The following is a 23,879-nucleotide window of genomic DNA, read 5'->3' as shown; positions in this document are numbered from 1 at the left end:
ATGTGTTTAGATAGTCTTTCTTATTAACTTACTCCTAAACTTAAATTATATAATTTTAATTTAGGCTCAACAAATTTTTCTTCCTTAAGATTATAGTTACAGAAATAATATAAAAATCTAGCTAACTGAATCTCTGCCATATTAAGTGCTCTAATAGCTGCCAAAGCTTGTTCTCTAGTATCATCCTTAAAGGCATCATGAATTAATTCTTTTGCATATTCTGAACTTTCATTACCTAAATATCTACAATACTCATCAAAATCAAAATTGCTATTTTTATAATATATATCTAAAACCTTTTTCTTATCATCTTCATTAAATACATTGTTACCTTCATCCTTTAGTATATAAGAAAAAATTTCTCCTTTAGTTGGTACTCCTTTTAAAAGAATATCTTCATCTTTATCCTTATTTTTATCTAATAAAAGAGTTATATCTTCATCTCCTTTTATCCAAGCTTGTGCTAAATTTTCAAACCTACGGTGATTAGAAAAATTTCCTTTTCCTATTTTATTTATATCAAATTTTTTTAATACATTCATTATTTTTTCATTTGGACTAGCAATGTGATGAGTAACATGGTGTGGTTCACTCATATCAGCTAAATAGTGACAAGAATAACTTAAATACTTCATACATTTTCTTCTCTTACCTTTATCTCTATACTTTAAGGCTTTTCGTCCAAAAAAAATAAATTTACACATTGCTGTTTTACCTTTTCCAATTCTTCCAAAGTAATTATCCTTATCTTCACCATGATAAAAATGAAAAGAGAATAAAGTTAAGACTGACCTAATCATTATGTCTGGCTTTCTAGAGTATGATGGTCTAATCCATCCTAAGCTCTTACTAACATTGTAATTAAGTTCAAGTATATCCATACACCATTTAAGTGATTTAGAAAACCACTTATTATTTAAATACAAATTATTATCATTAATCACCATTCTATTTGCTTGTTCTAATAACACATCATGGGTATTAGATTTTTTTAAAGACTTTTTCATAACCTTTGGCATTTTCTTCAATATCTTTTTCATGTTATCCATGACTGTCGCCTCCCACCTAAATACAATTATAGCACCAGACATAGAAAATATTTAACGTTAAAAAAGGCAGTAAAAGCTAAATTTAAGCCTCTACTACCTATTAAAAAGATTTATCTATTTCCCTTGCATATTATTTCTTTCAACAAATCTTCTTATTCTCTTTATAGCCTCCATTATATCTTCCATTGAAGCAGCATAACAAGCTCTTATAAAACCTTCTCCACACTCTCCAAAAGCATTTCCTGGAACAGCTAGCACTTTCTCTTCAAGAAGAAGTTTTTCACAAAATTCATCTGAACTCATACCCGTTGACTTAATACATGGGAATACATATAAAGCTCCTAATGGTTCAAAGCAATCTAATCCCATACTTCTAAATCCATCAACTAATACTCTTCTTCTTCTATTATATTCCCTTGCCATTTCCGCCACGCTCTCATCACCATTTTTAAGAGCCTCAATAGCAGCATACTGAGCTGTTGTAGGTGAACACATTATTGCATATTGATGTATCTTTTTCATAGCATCTATTAAAACTTTATGAGCACATACATATCCTAATCTCCATCCAGTCATAGCATAAGCTTTAGAGAATCCATTTATTACTATAGTTTTTTCCTTTACCTCCGGGAAACTAGCTATTGAAACATGGTCCTCATCATATGATAATTCTGCATATATTTCATCAGAAATAATTATTACATCCTTATCCTTTAAAACATCCACAATCTTTTGAAGCTCTTCTTTATTCATTATTGCTCCAGTAGGATTATTAGGGAATGGAATTATTACCACTTTTGTTTTTTCAGTTATAGCCTCTTCTAAAAGTTCTGGAGTTAATTTAAAATCATCCTCAGCTCTTAAATCTATTGTCTTAGCAATTGCTCCTGTAAATGCTGTACATCCCTTATAAGCTACAAAGCTTGGCTCAGGTATTATAACCTCATCTCCAGGACCTACTAAAGCTCTAAGAGCTAAATCTATCCCTTCACTTCCTCCAACAGTAACAAGTATTTCATCCTTTGGATTATATCTAAGAGAAAATCTTCTATTTAAATACTTTGATATCTCTTCTCTTAATTCTATAAATCCTGCATTTGATGAATAGTGAGTATGTCCTTGCTCTAGAGAATAAATTCCAGCCTCTCTAACATTCCAAGGAGTTACAAAATCAGGCTCCCCAACCCCTAAAGAAATAACATCATCCATTTCATTTATTAAATCAAAATATTTTCTAATACCTGAAGGTGGCATATTTTTCACATTATCTAATATCATATTCTCTAGTATCATATAAATAACATCTCCCTATCATCTGTTTTCTTTTCTCTAAATATTGTTCCATGATCTTTATATTTTTTAAGTACAAAGTGAGTTGCTGTTCCTGTTACATATTCTTGAATTGCAAGTTTATCTGAAACAAACATTGCCACTTCTTTCATTGTTTTTCCTTCTACTATAACAGTTAAATCAAATCCACCTGAAGACATTAAATAACAAGCTTTAACCTGTGGAAATTGGTATATTCTCTCTGCAACCTTATCAAAACCAACACCTCTTTGAGGAGTTATTTGTACTTCTATTAAGGCTGTAACTGTCTCTCTTCCTGTATTCTCCCAATTTATAAGAGTAGTGTAGCCAGCGATTATGCTTCTTTCTTCATAATCTCTTATGGCCTCTCTAACCTCTTCCACAGTTTTCCCTGTCATAATCGCAATTTCTTGATCTGTATATCTACTGTTTTTTTCTAAAACTTCTAAAATTTCTTCCATGACACATTGGCCCCCTTTGTTATTGCTTATTTTTTATTTAAATTGTTTAATTGTGTTTAGCATAATTAATAAAAAAAGTTCCTTCATCCCTAAAAAGGGACGAAGGAACTACTTCGCGGTACCACCCTAATAAGTAAAATTACTTTTACTCACCTCAGTTAGAAATCTTTAATAGTATGGACAAAATTTAATAAATTTATGCCCTACTTATTACTCAATTTCTATCCTCTTTAACGGGAGGAAATCGTCTTAATCTAATTAAAAGTTGTGTACATTTTAATTTTAAAACATACTTACTAAAATACTCTATTTAACCTTTAGTTCTCAACAAGAAACTCCGAGACTGCTTCAATTAAGCTTTCTTACTAAATCTCACCAAACTTTAGCTCTCTGAAAAGTCCACCTAATTTACTCTTTCTCTTCACTGTTTTTTATCATTTTTTCGTTTTTTATAATTATATACACAAAATTTAATAAATTCAATATTTTTTTATAAAAATTAATGCAAATTTGTTTTTTTATATAAAAATAGGGCGTGTATCAAAATAACTTTTGATACACGCCCATGCAACAAACTAATTTACATGATTAATACTTAAAGTTTTGTTATATTTATATATTTTAATTTCATTTCCATCTAAGTTTTCTTTATTCATGTCTATTGCATTAATTTGATTATTTTCATAGGTATTATAATAATAAATTCCTTTTTCTAAACACATGCAACTTGTATATTGAGTAATATCGCTTTTTTCTTCTATAGTTCTAATTGATCCTTTTACCATAGCAACATTATTTAATATATGGAAAAATTCAATTAAATCTATTGAATCTTTATCATTTTTCATCATTGCATCTCTTAAAAATGCTACTCTTATAAATCTAGATGCAGGTGTAAAATCTCCTGGTAATCCTACTAAACCAGTCCCTTGCCCTAAGGCAGTTAAAGACTGATCACCTAACTTAAATTCTGGAATTTGATTATATTTCATACTTATATATTGATTTAAATTTGTTACATGCCAATCAAAAGTAGGTGAATTAGTTAATACTCCAATATTATTATCAAATACATTTAATTTTTCCTTTGTTTGCTCAACTACAATAGACTTTCCTGTTATATCACTTATCATCCAGTGAAGAGTTGTGTTAGGAATATGTTCATTAATAGGTATATCTACTATATTAGCATTTTTCAATGCTTCCTTTACCTCCTCAACTGAGCTAAAATTTGCTAAAATCCATAATAAAAAATCATATACTGGAATATTAGTTTTACCTTCTATATCCTCTTTAGAATAACTTGCATAAACTGGAAAATTCAACCCAGCACATCCTAACCCCTTTTCATTCATACCATCTGCAAATGCAGGATAGTTATCAAAAATAGTTCCCATTCCAAGGACAGCATATTTTGCTGTTAATTCTCTATTATTTGATTTATTTACACATTTAAAGTTTCTAGGAATAAATATAATAGATTGATTAAATGAATACTCAATATCCATATTTCTTCCAAATAAATGCAATCCTTCTTTTGTTTCTAATGCTAATCCTGTACACATAAATCCTCTCTCCTCATTGGCTTGTTATATAGGTAAATAATACTATATTTATTTTAAAATTTATATTATACTTAATTACCATATTAACAAGTTTTTAAGTCCATTATTATTTTTTTATTCCTTACCTCTTATAATTTTTATTAATGAAGCCTTTTTACCATAATGTAAAGTTCCTTTTTTATATAATTTACTACTAAAGAATCCAACTAAAATTATGAATCCAACATTGATAATAGTAGTTATTAAAATTTCCATAAAAGTAACTTTTGATAAAACTATTCTCTCAAACATTATTAAAGGAGAAGCAAATGGTACATAACTAAATACCTTAGCTAAAGTTGACTCAATGTTAAACATGCAGTTTATTGAAAGTAAGAAGACTCCAACAAAGACTAATGTAATTGCTCCCATTGATGAATTTACATCTTGAGCACTTGTAGCAAGGGAAGCCACTGCTGCATAAAGCATTGAGAATGTTAAATATCCTAAAAGGAAATAGGCAACAAATGCAAATATTATGCTAGCATTTAAATTTAATGAACTTAAAGCTTCTAAGCTTATACCTGATGTTTTAAGCATTATTAAGCCAGCACCTAGAATCACCGCTATCTGTGTAAGCCCTACAGCACATACTCCTAATACCTTACCAAAGAAAAGCTCCATTGGCTTAGCCATAGTTATTAAGGTTTCCATTATTCTGTTACTCTTTTCTTCTATAACTGAATTAGCAACCATAGAACCAAAAGTAAGAGTTATTATATAAATTCCAAAAACAAGGGCATAAACTAAAGTCATTCTCTCATGTGAAGCATTTCCTGTTTGAACTACATCAAGCTGAGCTGGAGTCATTATATTAGCATACTCTTCTGGTGTTATATTAAACTTCTCCATTGAAAATACAAATTTAGTGTCATTTAAAATTGTATTTACTTTCTTCATTAAAGAATCTCCAGGTAATTCATTAACATATAATTTTCCTGATACCTCTTGACCTGTTGAAACTTCAAGTAAAGCCTTATAATCTGACTTTCCATTTTCTATTTCCGTTTTAACCTTATTAGTTTCTTCTGAATCTTTGCTTAAAACAACTTTAAAATCATCATCATTTAAACTTTCTAAAGTATTAGAGTCAAAAAATTTATTATTAGCTTCTGTGCTTATCATTATTAAATCTTTTGATCCCTCTCTATTAAACAGTCCTACTATTTTATCCATATTAAAGAATCCTAGCATTACAATTAAAGTAATTATTGTTGATATTATAAGAGCTTTATTTCTAATAGTTTCTTTATAGGTAAAACTAAAAATACTCCAAAACTTTTTCATACTAATCACCTAACCTTTCTATGAAAATATCATTTAAGGATGGTCTTTCAAAATAAAATCCCCTTATATCTAAATCTGTGTTAGTGATTTTTCTTAAAAGTTCTTTTCCTTTTTCTAAATCCTTAAGATTTATTCTATAACTTCCCTTTTTGAATTCTAAAGCTTCAAATCCTAATTCTTTTAATAAATCTTGTACTTTTTCTTCTCCTTCAACTACAAGACCTTTAATTCCATAGTCTTCTTTTATCCTATTAAGATTTCCTTGAAGTATGGTTTCCCCTTTTTTAAGCATTATTATATCATCACAAAATTCTTCCACATCAGCCATTCTGTGACTACTAAAAATTAATGTTTTGCCTTTAGCTAATAATTCTCTTATTACAGTTTTAAATAATTCCACATTTACAGGGTCTAGTCCACTAAATGGCTCATCTAAAATTATGACTTCTGGATTATGCATTACTGCAACTATTAACTGTATTTTTTGTTTATTACCTTTTGATAAAGTTTCAACCTTTTTATTTAGATACTCACTTATTTCAAACTTTTCAAGCCAATACTCTATGCTATTTAATGCCTCTTTTTTCTTCATTCCATAAAGAGAAGCAAAATGCATAAGTTGACTCTTAACTGTGTATTTAAGATATAATCCTCTCTCCTCTGGTAAATATCCAAAAGCATTTTCATCAAAGCTTAGCTTTTTATTATCCACTAAAACCTTTCCCGTATCACTTGGTAATATTCCAAGTAGTATTCTTATTGCAGTAGTTTTTCCTGCTCCATTTCTCCCTAATAACCCTAAAGCTTTTCCTTTTTCAATGACAAAGCTTAAATCTTTTAAAGCTTGCACCTCTCCAAAGGTTTTGCTTATGCTTTGAGCCTCAACTCTCACTAAAAATCCCCCTTTTCATTTTAATAAACATGTTAAATTTTACTGTTACATAAAATATTACCATTTTTCGCACTATTTTTAAACATATTAAATAATATAGCACTAAAAGTATTACTCTTTAACTACTTAATAAATTTTTGTTTCTTCATTGGTATTTTTATTAACAACAAAAAGCTCAAAATTATTAAAATCAATTGAATCTACATCATATAATAAGTCAACTACAAAAAATTCTACAAGCTTAGTATCCTTATTTATTTTATTCCATTCAATAACAGCATCTACAGCCTTCCCATCGAGAACCATCATTTGCTTAATTTCATATATTTTACTAAAATCATTTGATTTTAATTTAATACTATAATTTTCATGAAAATTTTCTATCTCTTCATCTTCTAAGTTTTCAGTAAATAAATTTAAAATAGATCCAAATTCAAAATTCCCCAAATTTCTAACAGTTAAATTTATATCATCTATTTTAATTTTGGTATTTAAATTTATATAATTATCATTACTTAGGTTAACAATTCCTTCTTTTTTAATCTCTTTAGTTCCATCAATATACTTTCCAGCTAAGGCATGTCTAATTTTCACTTTTTCTAAGGGCTTTTCTATTGCAGCAACAAAATCTATACTTATTTCTTCTTTAATTTTATTATCAATTACTTTTGATGAAATAATATGTGGTCCAAAACTAAACGCACTATCATATTTAGTTATGAATGTAGATAAATTTGCTTCAGTTTCGCCTATATAAGAACCATCTTTTCTACTTATCTTATATTTAGTGAGCAAATAATTATCATAAAGCTTAGAATACTCAATTTCAATGTTGTAATTATCAACCTCAAACTCATAAGGAAAACTTATAGTTTCATTTTCTTCAACTAAATAATTAGAACTAATTCCCACAAATATAATTCCAATAATCATAAATATCCAAATTACTTTTTTATTAATTGTAACCATTTCAACCTCCTTTTTTCTATTTTATCATCTCAATAAATTCCATAAATACCAAATAAAAAAAGTTAATACTTTATTCAAATCAAGAATAAAGTATTAACTTATACTTTTATTTTCAACTTTTTAATTTTCTCTAATCTATTTTAATTTATATCTAAAATCACTAATACATATTTAGTCTAACTTTTAATCTGTCTTAATTTTTATTTAAATACGCTCTATTAAAAATTTAAATATGTTTTTTAGCTATTGAATTGTATAAAAAATAACCGAGTAAAACTCCAATTATACTTATCACCCAATAATCTATTCCAATATAAATTACTGGTACAGAAATTAATCCAAAACTTAATATTAATTCTAATATTGGAATTATAAGATAAACTACAGAAGCTATTAATACACAGCCGGCTATATTATTAAATTTTCCTTTTAGAAATGCTGGATAAAATCCTAAAGGTATAAATAAAATCAATCTAATAATTATCCATTTCATAAGATATCCTATAGTTATTCCCCTATTCATTAATTCAATATAACTTTTAAAAGGAATTAAGTCTACTTGAAAACTAACATTTGAGCTTCCTCCAACTTCTATAGGGAATATATACCATCCAACTAGAAATATAAAATAATTAGCAAATAAAAATTTATATAATTCCTTTTTCCAATCTATATCATATTTTACACCCTTTACTTTATAATATATTAAAACTCCACCTCTAATTATTATATACATTGGAACAGCAATAATTATTAAAGCTAGCAATTTTATATAATCAAATCTCATAAATATTAGATGGGTAAAGAAAGCTATAAGTATTATTAATGAAATTCCCACTGTATATAGTAGTGGTTTTACCCCTCTTTCCACTACAGTTTTTAGTTCTCCTCTAATTTCATTTATTTCTCCAAATCGTTCTAAAGCGATCTTAACACTCTCTTTTTCACTAAACCCTTCTAATTTTAATTCTTCTACAGATTCTATTAAATGAGTCCTCATAGTTTCCTTTATCTCTTTATTTTCTTTTGAAATTCCATCAATATTCTTATATAAAGAGTCAATATAATTATCTATCTCTCTCATTTTATTCTCCCCCCAAAAAAATATTCATAATACTCTTTAGAAATTCCCATTCACTCTTTTTTTCTTTTAGATAATTAACTCCATCCTCTGTAATTTTAAAATATTTTCTTCTTCCACCACCACTTTTACAATCACCCCAGTATGATATTACAAGTCCTAATTTTTCTAACCTTTTTAAAACAACATATAAGGTTCCATCCTTGACCTCAAAGGCTTCTTTACTATTTTCTCTAATTAATTTTGAAATCTCATACCCATATAAATCTTTTTCTAGTAAAAGTGATAATATTATACTTTCCACATGTCCTTTTATAATCTCTTTATTAAGTTCCAATATTATCCCTCCCAAGTATAATTATACCATAAAGTACTCTATACTATAGAATACTTTATGGTATAATTCACAAAAACATAATAAAAAAAGCTGTATTCCAAATAAGAATACAACTTCTTTTTATATTAACTATTAACTTTATCTGATTTTAAACTTTTTTCTAACTTTCTAAGAGTTATTTGATGAAGATAATACCTATACAGCTGAATTATTTCTAAACTATTATATTGGCTTAATTCATCAATTGTATCTTTATTATTACCATTAAAAAGTAGTCCTAAAGAATATCTTAAATAGACATTACAATAAACCTCAAAATATATAAATTCATATTTATATTTTTCTTCATCATAATCATATTTTGGATCATTACATAAAGACTTTGCTTCTTCTGATAAACTTGACCATATTCCTACAAAATCATTATAATCCTTCGGAAAGTTTTTCTTCTTAAAAAATTCTTGAAATTTTTCTTCTACTAAAGCTCTTAAACATTTTAAATATCTTACTTCCCCATGTAAATTTTCTGATACAGACATTCTTAACCTTAAGGAATCCCTTAAATCACCCTGAATTTGATCATCTGTAGATGCCAAAATATTTTTTATTATTCTCTGTAAGTTCTCAATTCTCTCCTCCATAAAAATCCCCTTTTAACCATTAAATTTATAACTGAAGCATTCATATTATTAATTTAAATAGATTTTATTTTTTTAATCTTATTTAGATCTAATATGATTTTTTAATGCATTCATTGCCATAATATATCCATATTCACCAAATCCACTTATCTGCCCAATACAAGCTGGGGCTGTAACTGATTTATGTCTAAACTCTTCTCTTTTGTGAATATTGCTTAAATGCACCTCAACAGTTGGTATTTCAACTCCTTTTAAAGCATCATAAATAGCTATGCTATAATGTGTGTATGCTCCAGGATTTATAATTATCCCATCATACTTTTCAAAGTATGCATTATGAATAAAATTAATTATTTCTCCCTCTATATTGCTATGGAAGCAATTTACCTCTAACCCTAATTCTTTTCCTTCCTCTTTTATATAATCAATGACCTGATTAAAATCTTTAGCACCATAGATTTCTTTTTCTCTAATCCCCAAAAGATTTAAATTAGGTCCATTTATAACCATTATTTTCATAATATCTCTAACCAAATTATTAATTTTTTCTTTGGTTAAAATCCACCTACTTTCCATTTAGGATTTTTAATAGAATAATACTATTAAAAACAAACTTTTTCATAGAAAATTTCACAAGTTTATTTAATAATAATTTCTTGAAAGATTACAATTTATAATCTTAAATCACTGAAAAAATTCTTATCTATAAAAAAACTATTCTTTCTCTTGTAAACCAAAATCAGAAATAGCTTTAACTATTTCTCTAATAGCCTCTTTAGTAGTACCATCATTTATAATTTCTATATCACTATGCTTTTTATATAAATCAATTCTATCTCTATATAAATTAGTAAGTCTTTCTTTACCATCCCATAAAAGAGGTCTTCCTTCTGTGTCTATATCTTCCATAATTAAATCTAAAGGCCTGTTTATAAAAACAGTTATAAACTCCTTAAAATTCCCCATATTTTCTTCTCTTGTAACTATTCCACCACCAGAAGATATAACCACATTTTTTAAGGTTGATAAAAGTTCACAACTTTTACTTTCTAAATCTCTAAAAACCTCTTCTCCCTGAGCAAAAAGTTCTTTTATTTCTTTTCCTGTACTTCTTTCTATGAATTCATCCACGTCTAAAAAATTCATCTTTAATACCGTTGAAAGCTCTCTTCCTATGGTTGTTTTTCCTGCTCCAGGCATTCCAATTAAAAGTACTCCTCTTTTTTTCATATCCTAATCCCCTTTTTTGTATTTTACCCAATAATATTATTTAAACTTTTAAAATTCATTTTAGCTTTTATTCCTATTTTAAAACAGTAATTATTTATAATAATACCTAGAAATAATTACTGTTTTAAAAAGAAACTCTTAATTCTATTAATTATAAAATTAAGTATAATTTAAAAATGTAATCTATACTTATTTTATATCATATTTGGCTAAATTTAGTATTCGAATTAACATTTTCTTATTACAAAATTAACTTTAAAATCTACATTTCAATTCTTCATATATCTCTTCTTCTGTAGACTTATCTACTTTTATTCCATTCCAAATCTCTTCAGCTTTAACCCCTTGTCCAACTAACATAAATAATCCATCCACTGTTTTAAGACCATTATTCTTTGCCATTTTTAAAAACTTAGTTTCCAAAGGATTATAAACTATATCTACAGCAACCTTAAACTTTTTAATTACCTTTTCTGAAACAGCTACTGAATTTATATTAGGATACATTCCACAGGGAGTTGTGTTAATTAAAGCAAACTCCTCATGAATTTCTTCAAGATCACCATAACTCATAAAATTAATATTGAAATCTTTAAATTTTTTAAAAGCTTTCTCTTTGTCCCTAGAAACCAAAACTATTTTTTTAGCTTTGCTATCCTGTAGATATTTCAAAATACTTCTAGCAGCTCCCCCTGCTCCTAAAACAAAAAAGCTATTTCCTTCAATATTAACCTTTGCTCTTTCTAGCATTTTACCAAATCCATAATAATCAGTGTTATAACCATAGGATTTTCCATCTTTTATTAAAATAGTATTTACTGCTCCTATAGCTTTGGCCTCATGTGAAATAATATCTAGCTGATCCATAACCTTCTCTTTATATGGTATTGTAACATTGGCTCCCTTTACTCCTAAGCATTTTAGACTTTCTACAATATTATTTTCAAAATCTTTTTTTACAGAAAAAAGATTATATAATCCATCTATATTATTATCTTTAAAAACTTTATTATGTATCTCTGGAGATAAACTATGTCCTAACTTCTCACCTATTAATCCAAATAACTTCAAAACTCCACCTCCTTAATCTTTACAATTTAATTCTAACAAAAACATTGAATAAAGATAAAACTCTTACACTATACAATAATTAAGATTTAAACTTTAATAATAAAACTCCATAATTAATTCATAATTCTATGATTAAATTACCATACAAAACTTATAATAATCTTTTTACATCCCCTGTTGAAAGATTAATGATAATTTTAAGTTTTTGTTTAAATATCCAAAACCAAATACACAAGTTCATGTAAGACACTTAGTTACCCTACTAGGTGTCTTTTACATTTTAAATAGTATTTTATAAAAAGCTCTAGCTTTTTAATCATAGAATATTTATTAAGTAAATTATTTATATATTTTTCACCTTATAAAATATAATAATAAAAATCACTTCTACAACAATTAAAAATGCCCTTATGGCAAAATTAGTAGTAATTAACGTATATATAAGAGTTATTACCATTACCAATTTTAAAAATTTAATCAAAGCTTTAATTTCCAAATTTGATACCCTCTTTTTCTATAGTAATTATTTGTTGACAATCATTATTCTACTCTCTTATCCATTTTCTATAGGGTATTTCAAAAAAAGTTTATGCTTTATTAAAATAAATGGATGTCTTGTTAATTTGACACCCATTATTATTAACATTTTAAAATTACGCTTTTTTATAACATACTAAAATCCTATAATTGACTATTGAATCTCTTAACCCCTCTAAATAATCCTTTTTCCCACTAAAAAATAATTTTATTTCATTTTACTTAATGAAATTTTCTCTCATCCCTATTTTATATTGTTGATATTCTTTACTTATATCCATTAATGCATGAAGCATCTCCTCTGCATAAGGTAAAAGTTCTTTATTTTTTACTCGACTTAGATTTTTCTCTATAACTTGATTTTCTCTATCTTTATGAAAAATTTCCATATTATTTTCTTTTTTGTATCTTGCAACATCCAAAACAACATTCATTCTTTCTTCAAAAAGTTTCATAAGTTCCCCATCTATTCTATCGATTTCTTTCCTACATTGAGCTAACTTGTCACTCAAAATTTCACCTCTTTTCTTTTAACTTCTTTACTATGTTTTAAGTAAATATTAATTTAATCTAGAACTTTGATAAAATGAATCACTTTGAAATATTTTAAAATATAGTAGACAAAGATTAACTTTAATTAATATCCCCTTCTCATAAAAGTCTACTATACTTTAAACTTTTTATTTTATTAACTCTAATATAGAAATAGCTGCAATGGCCTCTATAACAACTAAGGCTCTTTGAACTATACAAGGATCATGTCTACCATTTACACTTAGAACTTCCTCTGTCATATTTTTTATATTTATAGTTCTTTGTTCTTTAGAAATAGATGGTGTAGGTTTTATAACAACTCTGAATATAACTGGCATTCCATTTGATATTCCCCCAGTTATTCCTCCATTATTATTAGAGTATGTCTTAACTTTTTCATTTTCTATGAAATATTCGTCATTTGCTTCTGAACCTTTCATATTTGCAAAGTCAAAACCTGCTCCAAATTCAATTCCCTTTACAGCTGGTACTGAAAAAGCTAAATGAGCTATGGTACTTTCTAAAGAATCAAAGAATGGATTTCCTATACCAGCCTCTAATCCTACTATGACGCACTCAACAATTCCTCCAATAGAATCTCCTTCCATTCTATATGAAGTAATCTCTTCCTTAATATCTTCTATTTTATTTGTATCTATTACTGGAAGTTCTTTAGTTAAAAGTTCTTCTAAATCTTCTTTATTTAATTTTAATGAATCAAAGTAAGAATCCTTAACTTTTCCAACTTGCTTAATATGAGAACCAATAGTTATACCTTTTTCCTTAAGTATTTCTTTAGCTAAGGCTCCAGCAAAAACTAATGGAGCTGTTATTCTTCCTGAGAAATGTCCTCCCCCTCTATAATCATTAAAGCCATTATATCTTATGTATCCTGGGAAATCTGCATGGCCTGGTCTCATTACATCTTTTATTTTTGAATAATCCCTAGATCTTTTATCTGTATTTCTTATTATCATTGAAATAGGAGCCCCTGTGGTGATTCCATTAAATATTCCACTTAAAATTTCTGGTTTATCCCCTTCTTTTCTCTGAGTTGATAAACTATTTCTTCCTGGTGCTCTTCTTTCCATATCTTTTTCTATGTTATCCATATTTATTTTGATTCCAGGTTCTATTCCATCTATTACTATTCCTATTCCTTCTCCATGAGATTCTCCAAATATAGATAATTTTATTTTATTACCCCAAACTCCTCCCATTTATTTGCTTTTAAAGCTTCTTATCTCTAAAAGCTTCCTCCTTTCTGTTAAATATTTTATATATTATTCTTCTCTTAAAATTCCACCTAAGCTCTTAAAATCTTCCCAAAATCCTGGATAAGATTTTTTAACACAATCTGGTTCTTTTATAATAACCTCTTCCTTGCATCTTGTAGAAGCAATAGCCAAACTCATAGCTATTCTATGATCTTTATGACTATATACTTCTCCTCCTATTAACTCTTTAACTCCATTTATTATAAGTCCATCTTTTAATTCCTTTATATCTGCACCTAGTTTATTAAGCTCAGTGCATATAGCATTTAATCTATCACATTCTTTTATTCTAAGTCTTTCTCCGTTTATAATCCTAGTCTCTCCCTTGCTTAAAGCAGCAACCACTGTCAAAACTGGAATTATATCTGGGCACTGTGAAGCATCTATAATTGTTCCATTTAAATCCCCATGAATTATACTTAAAGACTCTTCTTGATTTTCTATAAGCCTAGCACCCATACCCTCTAATATTTCAATGCATTCCTTATCTCCTTGATAAGAACTTAAATCTAAATCAAGACAATTTATTTCTGAGCCTAAAGCCCCTGCTGAAAAATAAAAAGCAGCCTGTGAGTAATCACCTTCAACCTTATAATTCATAGGCTTATAACTTTGATTACCTTTTATTAAAAATTCTCTATAATTATTATTTTTTATTGTAACTCCAAACTTTTCTATCATGTCTAAAGTTAAATCTATATATCCTTTAGATTCAAGTTCTGTAGTTATTATTATTTTAGAATCCTCTTTTAATAAAGGAAGAGTAAATAATAAACCACTTATAAATTGAGAACTTATATTTCCCTTAACTTTGAATTCTCCACCTTTTAAGCTTCCTTCTATATTCAAATCAAGCTTTTCTTCCTCATAGGAATACTTAATTTCTTGCTGATCAAATATTTCATAATAAGTTTTTAATGGTCTTTTCCCTAAATTCCCTCTACCGATAAAATTAACTCTATTATCTTTTATTAAAGAAATTGGAACTAAAAATCTTAAAGTGGAACCTGATTCATTACAATCAATAACTTTATAATTAGAATCCTTTAAAATATTTTCTCCATTTATAATTAGTTTATCTTTTTCTACTTTTATATTTGCTCCTAAAGATTTCATACCTTCCATAGTTGCAATAATATCTTCTGAAAAATCTATGTTAGAAATAACACTTTCTCCTTTGCTTAAAGAAGCACAAATAATAGCTCTATGAGCCATACTTTTAGAAGGTGGTATTTTTACACTTCCCTTTAACTTACTAGGAGTTATAATTACCTTTTTCACTTTTTAACCGCTCCCTATACTTATTTTTAAATTACACTATAAATTTTATCCTCTATTTTAAACCCATATTAATTTCATATATAACCCTAAAGCCTTTCTAAGGAAATTCTTTAAAAAATTAATATATTTCTAAATTTAGAAACTAGAGAAATAATTAAATTAGCTCTAAATTCCTTTATGAAGCCAAGTTGTTAAGTTATTTATAAAGTAATAACTTTAAATTAATATTCACTTAACCCCCTATGCCTTTATTCAAAAAATTCTACAGTTGTATTATATATATATCCTTCCCCAATATCTTTTAAAAGGATAACATTTAAATTTCCATTTAAATTCTTCTTATCTAATTTTATAGCTTCTCTAGCTAATCCATTATCTTCAATGTTAACATCAGTATTTAATCCATACTTCTTTAATAAACTCTCAATTCTTTCTGCTGTTCCTTTTTTAGTAAGATCCTTTTCTTCTGCAATCTTGCTTATCATATTCATTCCTATGGCAACAGCTTCCCCATGAGAATAAGTTTCATAATTATAAATTTGCTCTATGGCATGACCTAAAGTATGGCCAAAGTTTAGAACCATTCTTTCTCCTAAATCTTTTTCGTCATTTTCAACCACTTCTCTTTTTATATTGCAACATTCATAAATAATTTCTCCAATATTCTCTTTTAGATCCTCTTTATTTTCAAAGCCCTCTAACTTTTCAAATAACTCTTTACTCTTAATACATCCATATTTTATTACCTCTCCAAGGCCATCATTAAAATACTTTTCTGGAAGTGTTCCAAGCATATTTGGATCTATTAATACTAATTCAGGATGATAAAAGCTTCCTACTAAATTCTTCCCTCTTTCTAAGTCAACAGCTACTTTACCACCAACGCTAGAATCAACTTGAGCTAATAATGATGTAGGTATTTGTATAAAGCTAATTCCTCTTAAAAAAGTTGATGCAACAAAACCTGCAAGGTCTCCAACAACACCGCCACCTAGAGCTATGATTAAATCACTTCTAGTTAATTTAAAATCTAAAAGTTTATTATATATTCCTGGTAATACGCTAAAAGATTTACTCTTTTCTCCTGGTGCAACAGAAATAACTTCAACTTCAAAGCCTTCATTTTCTATGTTTTTCTTTATAGCCTCTCCATATATATCATTTAAATTATCATCAGTTATAATAGCTACTTTTTTCCCATCAAATACAGTTTTTATGTATTCTCCAAAATAATCTTTTAAATCCTTTTGAATTACTATATCATAACTTTTTTCATCTAAATTTACTCTTAAAACTTTCATTTTTATCACTCCAAACCCTTTAATTTTATGTTTTATAAAAATATTGATTTTATTATGTTATTTCTATTTAAGTATAAATTTAATGGGAGTTTAAACACTCCCACTAAATTAAATAATATTCTATAACTCTCTACCAACAGCCTTTGCGATAGCTCTTAAATCTTCTAAAAGCTTTCCGTACTCTTCTGGTTTAATTGACTGTTGACCATCACATAAGGCATTAGCAGGGTCATTATGTACTTCTATTATTAATCCATCTGCACCTACAGCTATGGCTGCCTTTGATAATGGTTCTACCATCCATGACTTTCCTGCTGCATGACTTGGATCAACAATTACTGGTAAATGACTTAGTTTTTTAATAGCAGGTATTGCACTTAAGTCTAAGGTATTTCTTGTATAAGTTTCAAAGGTTCTAATTCCTCTTTCACAAAGAATTACATTTTCATTTCCACCGGCCATTATGTACTCTGCTGACATTATAAGTTCCTCTATTGTAGCTGACAATCCTCTTTTTAAAAGAATAGGTTTTTTTGTCTTTCCAAGCTCTTTTAAAAGATCAAAGTTTTGCATATTTCTTGCTCCAACTTGAATAACATCAACATCTTCAATAAACTTTTCTATCATACTAGTTGACATTATTTCCGTAACTATAGGAAGGCCTGTTTTTTCCTTAGCCTTCTTTAGAAGCTCCAATCCTTCAAGTTCTAACCCTTGGAAACTGTATGGTGAAGTTCTTGGTTTAAATGCACCACCTCTTAAGAAACTTGCCCCTAATGCCTTAACTTCTTCGGCTATTTCAGTTATTTGCTCCTCACTCTCTACGGAACAAGGGCCAGCTATTAATGCTATTTTCTTATCACCAATTTTATTTCCTAAGACATCAATTATAGAGTTATCTGGATGGAATAATCTATTTGCCTTTTTAAAGGGCTCTTGAACAGGCATTATTCTCTCTACATTTTTGTTTGCTTCTACTTTAGCAGGATCTATTTTGCTTGTATCTCCAACTAAACCAATTACACACATTTCACTTCCAGAAATTCTTTGAGTCTCAACTCCAAGTGATTCTATCTTTTTTATCAATTTTAAAATCTCCTCTTCCTTTGTTCCTGGTTTTAATATAACTATCATAATTCGCCCTCCTTTTTTATTTTAACCTTTTTATTTAAAATAGTCTAAATGTAAAATTAAACTGTTTAAATTATACTATTGCAAAAAAATAGAACCCACTTTAATGAGTTCTATCAAATAAATTATAATATAATATTACTATAATATTAATATCTATCACACTAATTATACAAACCCATTAGTTAAAAGAGCATAGTTTTTGTTGCACATAAAAGATCCAGCGCTAAAATGAAAGCCCCAGCTAGAGTAAAAGCTATAAAATTGTGCTACTAATCCCTTTACTAATAAATTTAGCATAACATCCTCCAAAAAATTTTTAAACAGTTATTTCTAAACTTTTTTAAATTTATTATACACTTTGTAATTTCAAAGTCAATAAATTTTAAAACAAAAGTAGTATAAGACTCTATATAAAATCTTATACTACTTACTTAAAATTTACTTCAATCTAATTAAAACTTATTATCTTGCAGTTCTAACAGTTATTGATTCCTTAGTTGAAAGTTCACCATTAGAATATTTAGCAGCAATCTTAAAGTTATAAATAGTGTGTCTGTTTAATCCCTTAAATGTAAATTCAGTTTCATCAGCACCTATTTCTTTAACTTTCTTACCATCTTTATAAAGAACATAGCCTTCTAATCCATAAGTTTTTTCTGGCTCTTCCCAGCTTACAGTTACATTTTTCTTAGTCTTATCAGTAACCTTAAAGTCTCTTACTGGGTTTACTATAACTTCTTCTTCCTCAACTTCTGGATTTCCAACCTTAACTCTTACTGTATTTGAAGAAACTTTATTTCCATTAACAGTAATATTTACTTGGACATCAGTAAAGCCTTCAGAAGCTCCAGTCATCATTCCATTTTCAATAGTTAAAACTTCTGGTTTTGAAACTTTATATTCAACTTCAGCTTCTTCTAAGTTAACATTTGCACCATTATTCATTAATGCATTTATAGCAAATGGAACGCTTTGTCCAACTTCTAAGTCATGTTCTACTGTATTTAAGTTTACATAAGCTAATTCTGGTGATTCAATTGACTTATCTATTTCTTTAACATAAATATTATCTAAGATTACTTCTTTGAATCCATCACCTTTTTCTAAAGTAATATAGTAGTCTCCAGCAAAATCTCCAGTTGTAAACTCGTGAGTTACAGATTTAGTTTTAGTGAAAATATCTTGTGCATAATTTGAACCAGTAGCCTCTAAAGGAATGTTTACAATCTTTTCACCATCTCTATTTTTAATATTAACAGTATATCCTGGAGCAGCATTTTCTAATGAATATAAGAATCCAAATTCATAAGTTTTATTTGGTTCTAATTTGAATGATGAAACATCTGTAGTCAACATTTCACCTATTTCCTTTGGTTGTTGGTTAGATTTTAATGAGAATCTTCCATCAAGTACCCAGTTCATTCTTTGATTAGCATCTATAGATATATCCTTCTCAGCTAAGTGAGATCTATTTGAATGTCCTCTTCCTGGAGATAAATAAAATGGTGATATACCTTCATCTACATTTTCAAAATCTTCGTAGAATACATATCCATCTCTATTAGTGTGTCCTGGATTATCCCATATTCTAAAGTCATCAACTAGTACAGCTGAGTCAGCATCTCCTTCTGAAGCATTTAAGTAAACATCAGCTGAATTTACTCCTTTAGGTACAGTAAATTCTACTTCCATTCTCACGAAAGTATCGTCAATATACTTAACACCTTCTCCTTGTCTTACTTTACCACCACTTGTTATTACATTAGTGAAATCTTTTCCACCAACATTAACTCCTAGTGTAACTTCTCTATTATTATCATTTTTAACCCATGCAGATACTGAATAAGTTACTCCTTCTTCTAATCCACTTATGCTTTGAGAAATTTTAGCATCAGCGCCTTCATTTCCACTTATTTTAAGAACATCATTACCTAATCTCTTTTGAACACTTTCATTTTCAATAGTTATATGATCTGTATTTTCAGCAGTAGATTCTTTATTCCACTTATCAAAAGTTTGAGAATCAAATCCTGGATCAGCTATTTCTGAGCCATATCCCCAATCCTCTATTCTCTTCTCTTCAACCTTTTCCTTAGTAACTATATAAGGAGTATCTTGTTTTACTTCTAAATTAACTTTTCCATCTACAACTGGTACTTCCTTAACTAAAGTTCTTCCTATATCTGATAATTCATATAAATAAACTTTGTCATTAGAAGTCCATCCTTCTGGTAAAGTCCACTCAGAGGTAGTTCCTAATGGATTCCAGTGATATATCTTCTCACTATTTGCTTCATCAACAGGATTCCATGGTAAGAATAATTGAGTATCTCCTATACCTGTATTTCCAATTGAATTTTCTGGAGTAGTAGCAACTAATCTATCATTTCTATAGTAATTTATATTAGACTCTTCTCTAACAGCCTTAACTCCATTTTCAAATAATACTTCATTTTCACTCATCTTAGTTATTGGGAAGTGTTGTAAATACTTAGTAGGTAATACTTGGTTATAGAACACCTCTGTTCCATAAGTACCTTCTATATCATGTCTAGTTCCCCATCCTCCTGATAATAAGTGCTTATTACCTTTTACTAATGGATCTGCTAAGAATGAATCTTGAGTATCATTTTTCATAAATCTCATTATTTTACTTGCATTTCCCTTGTTTGGATATGCAGGATCTCCACCCCAGTGAGTCCATGGAACATGTTGCTCTAATGGTCCATTCATTTCTGTTGCAATCATAATTCCATAATCATTTATCTTTTCTCCTAATTGATGAGCATTCCATCCATTACCTGTATAAACGTCAACGTAAATCCATCCTAGCTCTGGTGCATCTTCCATTAACATATCAAGTCTTCTGAATAATTCACCACTAGTTATATCTCCTCTTTGATTTACATAATAAGCTTGGTCTAACCATCCCCATCCCGGAGCATTTTCGTTAACTAATTCAGTTGGATATTCAAACGCATCCATAGTATATTCAGTTGCATTTATATGAACACCTATTTTAGCATTATATTCCTTACCTTGTTCTATTAAGGTATTGAAGTCTTCCTTACCACCTTGTCTCATACCAATATGTCCGCCATAGTCTGGATGAGAGTCGTCATGTCCTTCTCCTTGATATCCTTTATGAAGAACTAATTGGCCAAATCCATCTGTGTAATTTGAAAGCTTTTTAATTGTATCTAATGATCTTAGGAATGGATTTTGAGTGTATCCAATATTAAAATCAATATATGACATTTGATTTTTTATTTCTTCTCCACCTACTGGAATTTTCATATTTTTTCTATATTGAATAGCACCATCTTGCCAATCTACTTGACCATCTTCATTCTCATCTCTTGCTATAATTACTTCTGACCATGGCTTTTCACCTTGATATAACTTACTTCCTTGATCTGTTGTATCTTGAAGAATTTCTTTATAAGTCCAAGTACCGTTTGAAATTCCAACTTTCTTATAGTTTGTATTATCAGGAAGAGTATCATTTTCTGTTGTTAATACAACCCTATTTCCACCTTCAATAGTATTATTATTTATAGTAACAGCAAACTTATCATCATTTATAAATGCATAAGTTTTACCCTTAACCCCTGGTTTTGACTTAGCAACATCTGTAAACTCTTCATTTATGTTATTCCAGTCACCAGTTGTTAGAACAGAGGCTGTTTTACCATTATTTAAACTGCTTACTGAAGCTAAACTATGATTTGGGAAATTTAATGTTTGAAGTTTAACATCCCCTTCTTGAATATCAGTAACTTCCATTCTTAATTTATTTTCATTAACAGTCATCTTTAAAGTAATAGTCATTCCTATATCTTCAAAGTTTAATATATATATACCTTCATTATTAGTAAATTCGCTAGTTACTTTTGGAATTCTCTTCTCACCATTAATTTCAACAATATATTGAGCTTCTAAATCATCTACAGGTGCTCCTGATAAAACATCTTCAGTTCCTTTCCACTCATACCTAACTACAGTTGGGAATCTATTATCTAAAACAACTTTCATAGAATCTGACTCTATAGTTTGTTCTTCTAATGGACCTACTTCTGGTGCCATTATTCCACCTAATTCCTCAACAACAAGATTATCTAAAGTAACATTTTTATTTCCATACCATCCAGTTAAACCAACTTTTCCTCTTACATCTGGTAAATTAGATACTGCAACTTGCCCTATTTTCTCGTCATCAACCCACATAGTAATATTTGTATCTTCTACTTTAAGCTTTATTTTATAAGTTTTTCCTGGCTCTGGTGTAAATGATCCTGGGAATGCACCATATTTACCATCTCCAGTTTTCCATACCCAAGAACCATTATCGTAACAAACAGCTCCCCATTCAGTTTCTGATATATATCTGAATAATAAACCTATTCTTCCTCCATTATTATCAACAGAAAAATCAGTTTCATAAATAAAGTTCTTAACCTCTGGAGAATTCATATCAACAGCCATAGATACTGCATTCATAGGTATTGTAACTTTACCATTTTCATAACTTGGAGATCCGCCTCCTTTTACAATTTGCCAATCCCCCCTTGTTTCTTCCGTGTCAAAATTAGTTTCATAATATGCCAAATCTGAACTTACAGTTACATTAGCTATTGCTTTCACCTCTGTACCTTCAACTGTACCTTCAACTTTGAATGTACCTGGCTTTGAATAACTTTCTTTAGATATATAATTCCAAGAAACCTCCTTGATACTAGACATACCATTTTCATGATTTACTGTAACACTTGATGGTAACATAGGCTTAACCCTTGGATAAGTTTCTACATTCACTTCATTTATTGATACTATAGGTCCCTTATCTACAGTCATAGGAGCATACTTAATATAATCAAATTTAGTAGTTTTAGAGTTACCCCATCCTCTATATCCAACTTTACCAGCGTGTAATGGAATTAAATCTGACTCTTTATCATATATAGTTTCAAATTCTCCATCATTTACAGAAACATTAACAGTTAAGTGCTTTTCAACAAAAGTAGCCTTAACTGTTACAATATCTCCATTATTTAGTCTTGGTCCTGTAATATCCTCCCAACTATTTTTATTTTCTATAACCCAGCCAGTACCTGAGTTATAGTTGATCATTCCATAGTTTGACTCAGTTGCTCTGAATATTATTCCAGTTTGAGAACCTCCAACTGTAAATTTACTTTCTAACTCACCATTTTTTATATTAGGCGATTGATCTTCCATAATTCTATAATCTCCATTATTAGTAACTGATAAAAATCCATCAGTTACCTCAACACTTCCTGAGCCTGCTAATTTTGTCCATGTAATTCCTTCTGGTCTATCATAGTTTTGAATATAAGCCTCGGCCTCTTCATCACTATTAGTTAAAGTTTCAACTGATTCACTATTAATCTCATCTCCAGCCTCATTAACAGGTGTAGCAAGTACTGAAATTGGTAATTGTCCAACAATAACAGCAGCAGCTATTATTGCAGCAATTTTCTTGTTCATACATTTTCTACCCATTTTTCTCCCCCCATAATTTCATGTTAAATGTTTACATTTGTAATTTTAAACCTTAAATACAATAATTTACATGTACATTTTCTACTTTAGCATGTATTTTATTTACAGATAATTTATTTAAGATTAAATTATTTTTTATAAGTAAAAGAGTTATCTAAAAAATAGATAACTCTTTTTCATATGATATAATATTAAAATTTAAATAACTTAATATAAACTAAACTTATTATTAAAACTTAATTATAAATATTTTATTTAGTATAAAACTATAATACATTTCAAAATAAAAGAACTATCTTTTCAGATAGTTCTTTTAAGGGTTAATTGTTGACTATAAGTAAAATATATTCTTTTATAAA

20 protein-coding genes and 1 other annotated feature are annotated in these 23,879 nt (G+C 28.5%); all 20 genes read right to left on the bottom strand.

The genetic code is table 11. From position 1 onward, the window contains the following. Positions 1 to 23: 23 nt before the first annotated feature. Positions 24 to 1,049: a phospholipase C gene (locus tag ACYUCG_RS00670; protein WP_060797034.1), complete on the bottom strand. Its 1,026-nt coding sequence runs from the start codon at positions 1,047 to 1,049 to the stop codon at positions 24 to 26. Between the two features lie 114 nt (positions 1,050 to 1,163). Further along, on the bottom strand, positions 1,164 to 2,342 hold the full coding sequence (locus ACYUCG_RS00665) for an aminotransferase class I/II-fold pyridoxal phosphate-dependent enzyme (protein ID WP_283678649.1): 1,179 nt from the start codon (positions 2,340 to 2,342) through the stop codon (positions 1,164 to 1,166). Then, positions 2,339 to 2,821 carry an Lrp/AsnC family transcriptional regulator gene (locus tag ACYUCG_RS00660; RefSeq protein WP_060797036.1) on the bottom strand — a complete coding sequence of 161 codons (483 nt, stop codon included), beginning with the start codon at positions 2,819 to 2,821 and terminating at the stop codon, positions 2,339 to 2,341. The genes ACYUCG_RS00665 and ACYUCG_RS00660 overlap by 4 nt, the downstream gene beginning before the upstream one ends. Positions 2,822 to 2,913: 92 nt before the next feature. After that, positions 2,914 to 3,255 (bottom strand) — a binding site (T-box leader). Between the two features lie 141 nt (positions 3,256 to 3,396). Next, a complete protein-coding gene (gene bsh, locus ACYUCG_RS00655; protein ID WP_415341420.1) occupies positions 3,397 to 4,386 on the bottom strand; it encodes a choloylglycine hydrolase in 990 nt (329 codons plus the stop codon). 114 nt (positions 4,387 to 4,500) lie between these two features. After that, positions 4,501 to 5,712: an ABC transporter permease gene (locus ACYUCG_RS00650; protein ID WP_240297766.1), complete on the bottom strand. Its 1,212-nt coding sequence runs from the start codon at positions 5,710 to 5,712 to the stop codon at positions 4,501 to 4,503. Between the two features lies 1 nt (position 5,713). Then, positions 5,714 to 6,604: an ABC transporter ATP-binding protein gene (locus ACYUCG_RS00645; RefSeq protein WP_060797039.1), complete on the bottom strand. Its 891-nt coding sequence runs from the start codon at positions 6,602 to 6,604 to the stop codon at positions 5,714 to 5,716. A 126-nt stretch (positions 6,605 to 6,730) separates the two neighbouring features. Beyond that, positions 6,731 to 7,573, bottom strand: a complete 843-nt coding sequence (locus ACYUCG_RS00640) for a hypothetical protein (protein ID WP_460267848.1) — start codon at positions 7,571 to 7,573, stop codon at positions 6,731 to 6,733. 226 nt (positions 7,574 to 7,799) lie between these two features. Continuing rightward, positions 7,800 to 8,657, bottom strand: coding sequence for a permease prefix domain 1-containing protein (locus ACYUCG_RS00635; protein ID WP_460267847.1), 858 nt, complete (start codon positions 8,655 to 8,657; stop codon positions 7,800 to 7,802). A 1-nt stretch (position 8,658) separates the two neighbouring features. Next, complete coding sequence (locus ACYUCG_RS00630) at positions 8,659 to 8,991, bottom strand: PadR family transcriptional regulator (protein ID WP_139932938.1); 333 nt, start codon at positions 8,989 to 8,991, stop codon at positions 8,659 to 8,661. A 125-nt stretch (positions 8,992 to 9,116) separates the two neighbouring features. After that, positions 9,117 to 9,632 carry a hypothetical protein gene (locus ACYUCG_RS00625; protein WP_283704066.1) on the bottom strand — a complete coding sequence of 172 codons (516 nt, stop codon included), beginning with the start codon at positions 9,630 to 9,632 and terminating at the stop codon, positions 9,117 to 9,119. Between the two features lie 78 nt (positions 9,633 to 9,710). Next, positions 9,711 to 10,151: a type II 3-dehydroquinate dehydratase gene (aroQ, locus tag ACYUCG_RS00620; RefSeq protein ID WP_060797068.1), complete on the bottom strand. Its 441-nt coding sequence runs from the start codon at positions 10,149 to 10,151 to the stop codon at positions 9,711 to 9,713. 195 nt (positions 10,152 to 10,346) lie between these two features. Further along, complete coding sequence (locus ACYUCG_RS00615; RefSeq protein WP_460267846.1) at positions 10,347 to 10,862, bottom strand: shikimate kinase; 516 nt, start codon at positions 10,860 to 10,862, stop codon at positions 10,347 to 10,349. 255 nt (positions 10,863 to 11,117) lie between these two features. Further along, positions 11,118 to 11,933 (bottom strand): shikimate dehydrogenase, encoded by an 816-nt coding sequence (gene aroE / locus ACYUCG_RS00610; protein ID WP_460267845.1) that lies wholly within the window; start codon positions 11,931 to 11,933, stop codon positions 11,118 to 11,120. Positions 11,934 to 12,688: 755 nt separating this feature from the next. Beyond that, positions 12,689 to 12,982 (bottom strand): chorismate mutase, encoded by a 294-nt coding sequence (locus ACYUCG_RS00605; protein ID WP_003457089.1) that lies wholly within the window; start codon positions 12,980 to 12,982, stop codon positions 12,689 to 12,691. A gap of 168 nt (positions 12,983 to 13,150) precedes the next feature. After that, entirely contained in the window at positions 13,151 to 14,224 is a 1,074-nt protein-coding gene (gene aroC, locus ACYUCG_RS00600; RefSeq protein WP_460267844.1) for a chorismate synthase, read from the bottom strand. Between the two features lie 63 nt (positions 14,225 to 14,287). Further along, positions 14,288 to 15,562: a 3-phosphoshikimate 1-carboxyvinyltransferase gene (gene aroA / locus ACYUCG_RS00595; protein ID WP_460267843.1), complete on the bottom strand. Its 1,275-nt coding sequence runs from the start codon at positions 15,560 to 15,562 to the stop codon at positions 14,288 to 14,290. A gap of 248 nt (positions 15,563 to 15,810) precedes the next feature. Continuing rightward, the gene (gene aroB / locus ACYUCG_RS00590; protein WP_003461393.1) at positions 15,811 to 16,863 is read right to left on the bottom strand and encodes a 3-dehydroquinate synthase; all 1,053 of its coding nucleotides are present in this window, start codon (positions 16,861 to 16,863) and stop codon (positions 15,811 to 15,813) included. A gap of 120 nt (positions 16,864 to 16,983) precedes the next feature. Next, complete coding sequence (gene aroF / locus ACYUCG_RS00585; protein ID WP_460267842.1) at positions 16,984 to 17,997, bottom strand: 3-deoxy-7-phosphoheptulonate synthase; 1,014 nt, start codon at positions 17,995 to 17,997, stop codon at positions 16,984 to 16,986. Between the two features lie 165 nt (positions 17,998 to 18,162). Next, positions 18,163 to 18,294, bottom strand: a complete 132-nt coding sequence (locus ACYUCG_RS00580; protein WP_003452864.1) for a hypothetical protein — start codon at positions 18,292 to 18,294, stop codon at positions 18,163 to 18,165. A gap of 165 nt (positions 18,295 to 18,459) precedes the next feature. Beyond that, positions 18,460 to 23,520, bottom strand: coding sequence for an endo-alpha-N-acetylgalactosaminidase family protein (locus ACYUCG_RS00575; RefSeq protein WP_460267841.1), 5,061 nt, complete (start codon positions 23,518 to 23,520; stop codon positions 18,460 to 18,462). Between the last annotated feature and the right edge of the window lie 359 nt (positions 23,521 to 23,879).

The organism is Clostridium sp. CTA-17 (assembly GCF_054767895.1).
This window is presented reverse-complemented; position numbering and strand designations above follow the sequence as displayed.